The organism is Peribacillus simplex (assembly GCF_001578185.1).
Lineage (GTDB): Bacteria > Bacillota > Bacilli > Bacillales > DSM-1321 > Peribacillus > Peribacillus simplex_A.
The window spans coordinates 4,205,586-4,217,204 of sequence record NZ_CP011008.1 but is presented as its reverse complement, the minus strand read 5'-3'; the positions used below and the strand labels follow the sequence as shown (position 1 = coordinate 4,217,204).

General features: G+C 45.5%; 11 protein-coding genes. All 11 read left to right on the top strand.

Features of this window, described 5'->3' with window-relative positions; translation table 11 throughout:
* Positions 1-2 precede the first annotated feature (2 nt).
* The 11 genes from UP17_RS19680 to UP17_RS19630 all read left to right on the top strand — a co-directional run bounded on the left by UP17_RS19680 (position 3) and on the right by UP17_RS19630 (position 11,590).
* A complete protein-coding gene (locus UP17_RS19680; RefSeq protein ID WP_250211700.1) occupies positions 3-1,484 on the top strand; it encodes a sigma-54 interaction domain-containing protein in 1,482 nt (493 codons plus the stop codon).
* Between the two features lie 271 nt (positions 1,485-1,755).
* Positions 1,756-3,198: a lysine 2,3-aminomutase gene (ablA, locus tag UP17_RS19675; protein WP_061466183.1), complete on the top strand. Its 1,443-nt coding sequence runs from the start codon at positions 1,756-1,758 to the stop codon at positions 3,196-3,198.
* 2 nt (positions 3,199-3,200) lie between these two features.
* Positions 3,201-3,467 carry a YokU family protein gene (locus UP17_RS19670; protein ID WP_061464618.1) on the top strand — a complete coding sequence of 89 codons (267 nt, stop codon included), beginning with the start codon at positions 3,201-3,203 and terminating at the stop codon, positions 3,465-3,467.
* A 65-nt stretch (positions 3,468-3,532) separates the two neighbouring features.
* Positions 3,533-4,396 (top strand): putative beta-lysine N-acetyltransferase, encoded by an 864-nt coding sequence (gene ablB, locus UP17_RS19665; protein WP_061464617.1) that lies wholly within the window; start codon positions 3,533-3,535, stop codon positions 4,394-4,396.
* 13 nt (positions 4,397-4,409) lie between these two features.
* The gene (locus UP17_RS19660; protein ID WP_061464616.1) at positions 4,410-4,640 is read left to right on the top strand and encodes a ferredoxin; all 231 of its coding nucleotides are present in this window, start codon (positions 4,410-4,412) and stop codon (positions 4,638-4,640) included.
* A 91-nt stretch (positions 4,641-4,731) separates the two neighbouring features.
* Positions 4,732-6,099, top strand: coding sequence for an aspartate aminotransferase family protein (locus UP17_RS19655; protein WP_061464615.1), 1,368 nt, complete (start codon positions 4,732-4,734; stop codon positions 6,097-6,099).
* Between the two features lie 10 nt (positions 6,100-6,109).
* Positions 6,110-6,808 (top strand): CoA transferase subunit A, encoded by a 699-nt coding sequence (locus UP17_RS19650; RefSeq protein WP_061464614.1) that lies wholly within the window; start codon positions 6,110-6,112, stop codon positions 6,806-6,808.
* Complete coding sequence (locus UP17_RS19645; RefSeq protein WP_061464613.1) at positions 6,793-7,455, top strand: 3-oxoacid CoA-transferase subunit B; 663 nt, start codon at positions 6,793-6,795, stop codon at positions 7,453-7,455. Before UP17_RS19650 ends, UP17_RS19645 begins: the two co-directional genes overlap by 16 nt.
* A 19-nt stretch (positions 7,456-7,474) precedes the next feature.
* Positions 7,475-8,656 carry a thiolase family protein gene (locus UP17_RS19640; protein WP_061464612.1) on the top strand — a complete coding sequence of 394 codons (1,182 nt, stop codon included), beginning with the start codon at positions 7,475-7,477 and terminating at the stop codon, positions 8,654-8,656.
* Between the two features lie 11 nt (positions 8,657-8,667).
* On the top strand, positions 8,668-9,993 hold the full coding sequence (locus UP17_RS19635) for a peptidase (protein ID WP_061464611.1): 1,326 nt from the start codon (positions 8,668-8,670) through the stop codon (positions 9,991-9,993).
* 133 nt (positions 9,994-10,126) lie between these two features.
* Positions 10,127-11,590 (top strand): amino acid permease, encoded by a 1,464-nt coding sequence (locus tag UP17_RS19630; RefSeq protein WP_061464610.1) that lies wholly within the window; start codon positions 10,127-10,129, stop codon positions 11,588-11,590.
* Positions 11,591-11,619: the final 29 nt, after the last annotated feature.

Here is an 11,619-nt window from a genome sequence, read left to right as displayed (position 1 = left end):
AAATGACAGAGAACGGAGATGAAGAAATGAAATCTTCAGTAAATCAGTTTTCCACTCAATTTGAATGGATATTGAATGTGATTAATGTGGGTGTCCATATCGTGAATAAGGATGGGGATACGGTATTCTATAATGAAATGATGGCACATATTGACGGGCTTGATCGTGAACAGGTGCTGGGGGAGAATATTTTTCAGCTTTATCCATCATTGACTGATGAATCCAGTACGCTGCATGTAGCATTGGAAAAAGGCATGGAAACGAATGAGTCCATTCAGACATATGTCAATTTAAAAGAGAAAAAAATAACGTCCATCAATAGTACGTATCCTTTATATGAGGATGGTGAAATTACTGGGGCAGTGGAAATCGCAAAGGATATTACGAAGGTCATGAATATGTACGACCAAATTGTCGATTTACGTTCCCAGCTGGCAGAGACCCATAAGAAAAATAAGTTTTCTGAAGGGACGGCGACCTATCATTTTAGTGATTTGATCGGTACTAGCCCTGCTTTTCAGCAAGCCATATCATTGGCGAAAAAAGCGGCCCGTACACATTCCCCAGTCATGATTTATGGACCTACAGGGACAGGGAAGGAGCTGGTCGCGCAAAGTATACATAATGTAAGTGCTCAGCGAAATCAACCGTTCATTGCGCAAAATTGTGCGGCTGTTCCAAAGGAATTGATGGAGGGTCTTCTGTTCGGCACGACGAAAGGGGCTTTCACCGGAGCGATGGATCGCATGGGCATTTTTGAACAGGCAAATGGCGGTACCCTTTTCCTTGATGAGTTGAATAGTCTCGACCTCGGTCTGCAGGCAAAATTGCTGCGGGTGCTTCAGGAAGGCGAGGTGCGCCGTGTTGGGGGTTCGAAGGAGCAAAAGGTTAATGTGAAGATCATTGCTGCAATGAACATTTCTCCAGAAGAGGCGTTGGAGCGGGGAATCATTCGCTCGGATTTATTTTTTCGCCTGAATGTTGTGACGATCCAAATGCCTTCACTTCTGGAGCGTAAAACGGATATTCCGGAAATCGTCAATCACTTTATTCAAAAATTCAACAAATCATTTTTTACGGAAGTGCGCGGGATCAGTCATAAGGCGATGCAGCGGCTTCTTCAATATCCATGGCCCGGGAACATTCGTGAACTGGGACATGCCATAGAGTTAACCTTTAATGTCATGGACGCAGGGGAAGATATGATTGATGAACATCATCTTCCTGCCTATCTTTTTCCTTCTGGAAATTACGCTGCATCAAATGCGCAGAACCATCCTTCCCCATTGAAAAATAAGATTGATTTACCTGTCGTTCTTGAAGAAATGGAAAGGGAAATGATCATCAATATGTTTGAGAAATATAACGGGAATATCAGCAAAACGGCTGAAGCCCTCAATATTAAAAGACAGGGACTGCAATATAAGTTAAATAAGTATGGCATTGAAAAAGTTTATTCGGCAGGATCAAAGGAATCGAAATAAATTGAGGTTTTTTGAAAACGCTGTCACTTCCTTAATGATGATGTACCTTGAAGAGGGCTCTCGTGTGTCGAGGCCCTCTTTTTTTGAATTTTCTGCTTAGTGCAAATAATCTGGCTGCAAAAAATTATGCGTAATGAAAAATATCTTGCGGTTTTAAGGTAGGTTTACCCCCTTTTGCTTACGTTTTCCTTGATTTGAATGTTGGCATCATTCTTGCGAGTATATATTTATAAGTTCTTATAATAAGGGGAGGTAATTTTAAATGAATTTGATGGGAATTGATGTAAAAAATAAAGAATACCTTGGTGGACGCAGGCATTATAATGATATCGAATTGTGGAAGGACGTAACGGAAGAGCAGTGGAATGATTGGATCTGGCAATTGACCAATACGATTAAAACACTGGATGATTTGAAAAAGGTCGTCAATTTGACACCGGATGAAGAGGAAGGAGTCCGGATTTCGACTCAAACGATTCCATTGAACATTACGCCTTATTATGCATCTTTGATGAATCCTGATGATCCTCGCTGTCCGATTCGTTTACAGTCGGTACCGCTTTCGGCAGAAATGAACAAGACTAGATATGATTTGGAGGATCCGCTGCATGAGGATGAGGATTCCCCTGTTCCAGGATTGACACATCGTTATCCGGATCGCGTTCTATTCCTTGTAACGAACCAATGCTCCATGTACTGCCGGTATTGTACACGACGCCGTTTTTCAGGTCAGGTAGGCATGGGTGTTCCCAAGAAGCAGCTGGATGGGGCGATTGAATATATCCGGAATACCCCGGAAGTAAGGGACGTGTTGATCTCTGGAGGAGACGGCCTGTTGATCAATGATAAGATCCTTGAATACGTATTGAGTAACTTACGTGCCATCCCGCATGTGGAAATCATTCGGATCGGCACACGTGCACCGGTCGTTTTCCCGCAGAGGATTACAGAAAATTTATGCAATATTCTGAAGAAATACCATCCGATTTGGTTAAATACACATTTCAATCATTCACTTGAACTGACGGATGAAGCGAAAAAAGCATGTGACATGCTGTCGATGGCAGGGGTGCCGCTTGGTAATCAGGCTGTTATCCTGGCTGGTATCAACGATAGTGTACATATCATGAAAAAGCTTATGCATGACTGTGTTAAAGCAAGGGTAAGGCCTTATTACATTTATCAATGTGATCTATCTGAAGGGATCGGGCATTTCAGGGCGCCGGTTTCAAAAGGACTGGAAATCATTGAAGCGCTGCGCGGCCATACATCAGGATATGCGGTGCCAACCTTTGTGGTGGATGCACCTGGCGGAGGCGGAAAGATTGCCTTGACTCCGAATTACCTGCTTTCTCAAAGTCCGGATAAAGTCGTTTTACGGAACTTTGAAGGAGTGATCACAAGTTATCCGGAGCCGAAGAATTATGTTGCCGGCAGTGCGGATGCTTACTTTGATGAAGTGTATGGTACTGAGGACAGGAAAGAAGCTGTCGGGATTTCCGCTCTCATGACGGACGAGAAATTCAACTTGGTGCCAGAGGGCCTTCGCCGTCTTGATAAGAGAAAAGCGTATGAAAGCACTGGTGAACATGCATCATTGAAGGATCGCCGTGATAAACGGGACGAAATGAAGGAAAAATTAAGGAAAGCCCAAGAAAAAAAGAACGCCTTGGTCGGAAGCGGCTCGGTGAATTCTGAAGGCAAGGGGGAATAAAGATGGATTGCCTCTGGTGTAGTGCCCCTAACGTAGAAGAAAGCGAAAAGAAGGATTGTTACTGGATCATGCCTGATGGGAAACGCTCAATAAGGGTCCTTCAAGTTCCAGCCTTGAACTGTCCGGAATGTGGAATCTATGTGTCTGATTCGATGAATCAAAAGGTTGATGAAGCCTTATCCATATATGATGTGAGTGAATACCCTGATGAGTTTACGTATGATCAGCTTCTTCAGGCACCCGTCAAAAAATTATTCAATTGGAAATAGAATGCCGGGAGAAGCGGATGATATGCATCTCTTCTCCCGAATTCTTTAAATAAGGGGGATACATAATGCCTGTTCAAAAACTGCCTTTTTTCACCCAGGTGGAGACTGGGGAATGTTATACGATGGAGCTCTATCATGATCATTCCAATCAGCGCTTGCGCATGGATGATTATCGGGGAGATATCAAAAAAGCAATTGCTCGGGCGCTTGTCATCGCAAAGGAGCAGGGCTTTACTAAAGTGATACTTAAAGCCAGGAATGAAGATTTATCTGTGGCATTGGGTCAAGGATTCATGCTGGAAGGAGTATTGAGCAGGTATTTCAAAGGGAATGATGCCTATTGCATGGCCTTCTATTTAACGGATGAAAGGCGAACAAGCGATTTTTGGATCAAGGAAGATAAAGTCATCCAAGATGTCAGTCAGATTCCTAGACTGATTGAATCCCAGCAAATGCCTGAGAATTACATCCTACGGTTTGCTACGGAGGAAGATGCACAAGAGCTGGCGAATTTATATGGTGCCATCTTTGAAACCTATCCTACACCGATGAATGATGAGCGATATATCAAGAAAGTGATGGAGGAAGGTACGATCTTCAGTGTTATCGAATATGAAGGAATCATCGTGAGCGCTGCATCCGCGGAAGTGAATGAGATGTATCATAATGCTGAATTAACAGACTGTGCAACAATCCCCCATCATCGAAAGCATGGTTTCATGAAGGTGCTCATCTCTGCATTGGAACAAGAATTGATCAGGAAAAATATATATTGTTCATATTCATTGGCGCGATCATTGTCAATGGGCATGAATGCCGTCTTTCACCAGCTGGGATATGAATATGGCGGCAGATTAACGAAGAATTGCAATATTTGGGATAAGTATGAGGACATGAATATTTGGGGTAAAGATTTATCCGTCAAATAGGAGGATTGTTTCTATGGCTAAGTACACATGGGTTGATAAAGAAACCTGCATTGCGTGCGGGGCATGCGGTTCAACAGGTCCTGAAATTTATGACTATGACGATCAAGGGATCGCTTTCGTGATCTTGGACGATAATCAGGGGATTGCCGAAGTTCCGGAGATCCTGCATGATGACATGCAGGATGCAATGGAAGGCTGCCCTACAGAATCCATCCTGATTCAGGATGAACCTTTTAGCTGGTAAACTTGGTTTCTTATAATTTTTTCAAATTAGGAACTTAATTGATTAATAGAAAAAATGTACAGTGGGTACAACGTTAAAGAGGAGAGATGACATGACACGCAATCATTTGATTAAGCCTACTCTAGATCATGACTATCCCACTATCTCTCATGGGAATGGAATTTATCTTTATGATATAGATGGAAATCAGTATATAGACGGATCATCAGGTGCGGTTACAGCGAGTATCGGCCATGGTGTATTAGAGGTTGTCGAGGCAATGAAGGAGCAGGCCCGCAAAGTTTCTTTTGCATATAGATCCCATTTTACGAGTGAAGCCGCTGAGGCATTAGCCAAGAAGCTAAGTGAGTTGGCTCCAGGGGATTTGAATTGGTCATTTTTCGTGAATAGTGGATCGGAAGCGACCGAAACGGCGATGAAGATAGCGATTCAACATTGGCAAGAAAAAGGATATGAGCGAAAAAATCGCATTGTCTCCAGATGGACGAGTTATCACGGGATTACGATGGGCGCTTTATCGATGTCAGGTCATGTACCAAGGAGAAAACGTTTTGTTCCGCTATTGGAGGATTTCCCTAGCATATCTGCTCCCTACTGTTATCGCTGTCCGTATAATAGTGAACCTTCCAGCTGCAAGCTTCAGTGTGCAGATGAACTGGAGACAGCCATCCAAAGGGTCGGCTCCGAGAATATCGCAGCCTTCATCGCCGAACCCATCATCGGGGCATCCGCCGGGGCTGTAACACCGCCGGATGGCTACTATCAAAGGATTAAGGAAATCTGCGAAAGCTATGACATTCTCTTTATCGCCGATGAGGTAATGACGGGAATCGGCCGGACAGGAAAAATGTTCGCGATGGAACACTGGGGAGTAACCCCGGATATCATCGCCTTGGGTAAAGGAATGAGCGCGGGCTATACTCCAATGGCCGCCACAATGATTAGCGACCGTGTCATGGAGCCCATTTTAAAAGGCTCGAATTCAATCATGGCCGGCCATACATATAGTGCAAACCCTTTATCTGCCGCCGTTTCATTGGAAGTGCTTACCTACCTTGAGGGAAATGACCTGGTTCAGGCGGCTGAGGAGAAAGGTCAATACCTGTTTAAGAAGCTCCAAGGGCTGGCTAAGAAATTCGATATCATTGGGGATGTACGAGGGAAAGGGCTTCTCCTTGGACTTGAGTTTGTCTCCAATCGGATTTCAAAAACGCCATTCGACATGCAAGTCGGCCTTACTACAAGGCTTGTCAATAAGGCTTTTGCGAAGGGGTTGTTGATCTATCCTGCTGCAGGTGCGATTGAAGGAATTGCCGGTGATGCGGTTATCCTATCTCCGCCATTAGTCATTACGAATGAAGAAATCGATCGCCTCGTCAAGATATTGGAAGCTTCCCTTGAAGAGTTGCAGCATGAATTGCACTCGGAGGGTTTGATTGAGGACATGCAGGCTATTTAGGAGGAACGGTATGAAGCAGGCCATTACGAAGAATAACAAAATAGTGACAATCGAAGAAGCACTGGAGCATATTTCCGATGGCTGCACACTCATGTATGGTGGGTTTGGCGGAGTGGGGACTCCCCCCACGCTTGTACAGGGTATCCTTGCCAAGGGAGTCAAGGAACTGACTTTGATTGGCAATGATACTGGATTCCCTGATATCGGCATTGGCCGGCTTGTGACTGCTGAAAGGGCAAAGAAAGTCATCGCCTCACATATCGGATCCAATCCTAATGCAGGCAGGCTCATGACTGAAGGAAAGCTGCAAGTGGAATTTTCACCGCAAGGGACATTAGCTGAACGGATCCGTGCTGGCGGTGTAGGCCTAGGCGGGATTTTTGTCGATGTCGGGATTGGCACGATAGCCGAAGAAGGCAAGGACAAGATTGTTATAGAAGGAAAAGAATTTTTGGTGGAAACCGCTTTGACCTCTGAAGTCAGCATCGTCCATGCTAAAAAGGCAGATTCGCTTGGGAATTTGGTGTACGACAAGACTGCGTGTAACTTCAATCCGCTGGTAGCGATGGCAGGTGCCTTCACGATTGCGGAAGTGGAAGAAATCGTTCCTGTAGGTGAATTGGATCCTGAGTGCATTGCCACACCAGGCATTTATGTAGATATGGTGATTCCGACAAAAGGGGTGAATTGGAAATGGGCATGGCAGTAGATGTACGAAATCGCATCGCGAAACGCGCCGCCAAGGAAATCCATGACGGCTTGATCGTCAATTTAGGCATCGGCATCCCTACCTTGGTGGCCGACCATATACCTCAAGATATCCATGTGCTGTTCCATGCGGAAAATGGGGTTCTCGGTACAGGTCCAAGTCCGGATCAGGGGAAAGAAGATCCTGCTCTCTGTAACGCAGGAGGGTTCCCGATCACTACTGTAATGGGAGCTTCATATTTTGACAGTGCAACAGCATTTGGAATGATCAGGAAAGGATACATCGACATCACCATCCTTGGAGCCTTGGAAGTCAGTGAAAAGGGGGACTTGGCTAATTGGATCGTCCCAGGTAAGCGAGTACCGGGGATGGGCGGGGCGATGGAGCTTGCCCAGAAGGCCAAAAAGGTGATCGTCTTGATGAATCACGTGAACAAGCAGGGTGAATCGAAGATATTGAAGACATGTACGCTTCCATTGACGGCAAGGCAGAGTGTGGATTTGATCATTACGGATATGGCTGTCATGGAAGTTACGGAAGAGGGTTTGGTACTGAAGGAAGTCATGGCGCCATATACGGTGGATGATGTGATAAGGAATACAGAGGCGACGCTGAAAATCGAGGCTACTGTAAACAGCATTGAATAGGTAAGAGGAGGAAAAGAGCATGAATGAGGTTGTCATCGTTGCTGGGGCGCGAACTGCAGTTGGATCCTTTGGTAAATCACTCCGGAATGTTAATGCTACCGAATTGGGCCGTCAAGTATTGGAAGGTCTAATGGAGAATTCCGGGTTAAGTAAAGATAAGGTCAATGAAGTGATTTTCGGGCATGGCTATGTCCATGGAGGCGGCCTTAACTCGGCCCGAATTTCGTCGCAGATGGCAAATTTCCCGTACAGTGTCCCAGGGCACGTTGTAATCAAAGCATGTGGATCAGGTTTAAAGGCCATTACCAACGCTGCTTTAACTATCGCTGCTGGTCAAGAGGACGTGATCATTGCCGGCGGAGTGGAGAGCATGAGCAATGTGCCTTATATCGTGAAAAATAGATGGGGCGGTAAATTTGGAAACGTAACGATGGAGGATGCTCTGCTGGCAGATGGATTAATATGTTCCTTGGGAAATGAGCATATGGGAATAACAGCCGAGCGCCTGGCTGAAATATACGGCATCCGTCGTGAAGAACAGGATCAATTTGCTTATCAAAGCCACAAGAAGGCTTGGAAAGCTATGGAAGAGGGTCGCTTTGAGCGAGAAATTATTCCGCTTAAAATCAAGGATCGAAAAGGTCTTCAAATCTTTAACCATGACGAAGGGGTACGCGAGGACATTCATCTGAGTCAGCTAGCCAGTCTTTCAGCAGTATTCAAAAATGAAGGAACCATTACAGCAGGAAATGCCTGTCCCATGAATGATGGAGCGGCAGCTGTACTATTAATGTCCAAGCAGCAAGCAGAAAAAGAGGGATTAAAACCACTCTTGAAAATCAAGGCTTTCGCCAGTGCAGGTGTTGAACCTGGAGTTATGGGGATTGGACCTGTACCAGCGACTCGAAAGGCATTGGAAAAAGCAGGTCTATCGTTAGAGGATATCGGACTGATTGAACTTAATGAAGCCTTTGCTGCCCAAGCACTTGCAGTGATCAAGGAGTTAGATTTGAATCCGGATATCGTCAATGTCAATGGAGGGGCAATTGCACTTGGTCACCCTGTAGGAGCAACAGGTGCAAAATTAACTGTCACACTGATGCATGAAATGTTGCGTTCACAAGTTAAGTACGGAATGGTAACGTTGTGTATGGCAGGTGGAATGGGACTTTCAGTAATCTATCAGAATATGTGTAAATAAGGAGGATAAAAGTGCCGGATATAAAAAAACGGATAAACCAATGGATCAAGGATCATCGGGAAGAAGGAACAGACCTATTGCAAAAAATGGTACAAGCCCCGAGTACGCAAGGAAATGAAGCAGGGGCACAAGCCATTGTCGCCCAGAAGCTTCAGGAAATGGGTTTGCAGATCGATAGTTGGGAACCTGACGGCGGCGAGCTGAAAAAGCATTCTTATTTCTATTCTCCACGCAGTGATTTTTCCAACAGCCCCAATGTGGTAGGTATCATGAAAGGGACTGGAGGCGGCCGTTCCATCATTTTGAACGGACACATCGATGTGGTTCCGGATGGGGACCGGGAGCAGTGGGACGACGACCCATATAGTGGAGCCATTAAGAATGGAAGAATGTTTGGTCGCGGTGTAACCGATATGAAAGGTGGAAATGTATCGCTGATCCTTGCGATGCAGGCATTGAAGGAAAATGGCATCCAATTAAAAGGAGATGTCATTTTTCAAAGTGTGATTGAAGAAGAAAGCGGCGGGGCCGGAACATTAGCGGCCGTCCTGAGGGGATATAAAGCAGATGCTGCCCTTATTCCTGAACCGACGAATATGAGGATTTTTCCGAAACAGCAGGGTTCGATGTGGTTCCGGGTCCATGTAAAAGGGCGGTCAGCCCATGGCGGAACAAGGTATGAAGGCGTTAGTGCCATTGAAAAAAGCATGACCGTCATCAATCATATTCGTGCCTTGGAAGAAAAGCGAAATGCACGTATCAGTGATCCGCTTTATCAAAACACGCCCATTCCGATTCCAATCAATCTAGGTGTCATTGAAGGGGGTAATTGGCCGTCATCCGTTCCCGACCTTGTGAAAATCGAAGGGAGGATGGGCGTTGCGCCGGAGGAAACGATGGAGCAGGCGAAGGAAGAAATGGCCGACTGGTTATTGCAGCTGAAAGAAGTGGACAAATGGTTCAAGGAAAATCCGCCCGTATTGGAATGGTTCGGGGCACGTTGGGTTCCAGGGGCAATTGATGTGGAACATGAACTGATGAATGCGCTTGTCCATCAATTTCGTCGGGTTGCAGGACAGGACCCGGTAATCGAGGCCTCTCCGTGGGGAACGGATGGGGGATTGCTGACACATGTCGGTGAAACGCCTGCAATCGTGTTCGGGCCTGGAGTAACCGAGGTTGCCCACTATCCAAATGAATACATCCTACTCGACAATGTGTTCTCGGCAGCGGAGATCATCGCCCTTACCTTAATTCAATGGTGTGGAATGGACATTGAGCAGGATGAGGTTATTCCGGCTGAGAATAGGCTGACGGTACCAGGCAATGGCAATTAAACCGGATACTAGCCTACCCAGTAAAGCCTGATATATCATGATATCCCTTAGTTCGCATATAGACTTCCAAAAAAGCGATTGTTGGAGACTATATAAATCTTTTAACTTTAATAGAAAATGAGGTAGGAACCATATGGACATGAATCTCATTGAAAATCAAGAACCGACAGTTAAAAGGAAACTGAAAGCAAGGCATATGACCATGATTGCCATAGGCGGTTCAATCGGAACCGGATTATTCCTGGCAAGCGGGGCAACCATCCAAAGCGCAGGGCCCGGTGGTGCCCTCGCTGCATATGCATGCATTGGGATCATGGTTTATTTCCTTATGACAAGCTTAGGGGAAATGGCGACATATATGCCTGTATCGGGATCATTTTCCACCTACGCCACACGCTTTGTAGATCCCGCATTCGGCTTTGCACTTGGCTGGAATTATTGGTTTAACTGGGCAGTCACCCTTGCCGTGGAAATAGCCGCAGCAGCCATCATCATGAAATTCTGGCTCCCTGATGTACCCAGCCTCTTATGGAGTGCATTATTTCTAGGAATCGTCTTCACCCTCAACGCCCTATCCATTAAAAGCTATGGTGAATCTGAATATTGGTTTGCTTTAATAAAAGTCGTCGCGATCATTTTCTTTATCATTATTGGATTATTGACCATCTTAGGGGTTTTTGGCGGAAAGGTGATAGGGTTCGAAAACTTCACCATGGGTGAGGCACCATTCAAGGGAGGGTTTTTATCGATCATCTCAATCTTTCTAATAGCCGGCTTTTCCTTTCAAGGCACGGAACTAGTTGGTATTGCTGCCGGTGAAAGTGAGAATCCCGAAAAAAATGTCCCGAATGCGATCCGCCAAGTATTTTGGCGCATCCTATTGTTTTACATCGGGGCCATCCTGATACTAGGCCTGTTAATTCCTTATACAAGTCCAAGTTTGCTGAACGGGGATGTGGAAAATATTTCTGTAAGCCCTTTCACGCTTGTTTTTGAACGCGCAGGATTTGCATTCGCGGCATCCGTCATGAATGCTGTCGTATTGACTTCCTTACTATCCGCAGGGAACTCGGGGCTTTATGCTTCAACGCGGATGTTATGGTCGATGGCGAAAGATAACCAAGCTCCCAAATTCCTTGCTAAAGTCAACCGCAGGGGAATCCCGATGAATGCTTTGATTCTCACGGCATTAATTGGCGGGCTAGCCTTCTTGACCTCCATTTTTGGGGATCACGTATTTACATGGTTATTGAACGCATCGGGGCTAACCGGCTTTATCGCCTGGATTGGAATAGCCATAAGCCATTATCGCTTTAGACGCGCCTACGTCGCACAGGGCGGTGACATAAACGAATTGAAATATAAAGCAAAATGGTTTCCATTCGGTCCGATTCTTTCATTGGTCCTTTGCATGGGTGTCATTGCAGGGCAGAACTATGAAGCATTCCTAAGCGGCAGCATCGACTGGTATGGCGTCGCTGTCTCCTATATCGGACTGCCGCTATTCCTGGCGATTTGGCTAGGATACAAGATTTATCATAAGACCAAATTAATTTCATTGAAAGATTGTCAATTTGACAAATCAGATGTGGCTTGATATGAATGAAAAAACCTGAGACCCCTTGG

Coding starts and splice junctions, on each gene's coding strand:
- UP17_RS19655 (WP_061464615.1), top strand. CDS start 4,732: ATGACACGCAATCATTTGATTAAGCCTACTCTAGATCATGACTATCCC.
- ablB (WP_061464617.1), top strand. CDS start 3,533: ATGCCTGTTCAAAAACTGCCTTTTTTCACCCAGGTGGAGACTGGGGAA.
- UP17_RS19660 (WP_061464616.1), top strand. CDS start 4,410: ATGGCTAAGTACACATGGGTTGATAAAGAAACCTGCATTGCGTGCGGG.
- UP17_RS19680 (WP_250211700.1), top strand. CDS start 3: ATGACAGAGAACGGAGATGAAGAAATGAAATCTTCAGTAAATCAGTTT.
- UP17_RS19645 (WP_061464613.1), top strand. CDS start 6,793: ATGGGCATGGCAGTAGATGTACGAAATCGCATCGCGAAACGCGCCGCC.
- UP17_RS19650 (WP_061464614.1), top strand. CDS start 6,110: ATGAAGCAGGCCATTACGAAGAATAACAAAATAGTGACAATCGAAGAA.
- ablA (WP_061466183.1), top strand. CDS start 1,756: ATGGGAATTGATGTAAAAAATAAAGAATACCTTGGTGGACGCAGGCAT.
- UP17_RS19630 (WP_061464610.1), top strand. CDS start 10,127: ATGGACATGAATCTCATTGAAAATCAAGAACCGACAGTTAAAAGGAAA.
- UP17_RS19640 (WP_061464612.1), top strand. CDS start 7,475: ATGAATGAGGTTGTCATCGTTGCTGGGGCGCGAACTGCAGTTGGATCC.
- UP17_RS19670 (WP_061464618.1), top strand. CDS start 3,201: ATGGATTGCCTCTGGTGTAGTGCCCCTAACGTAGAAGAAAGCGAAAAG.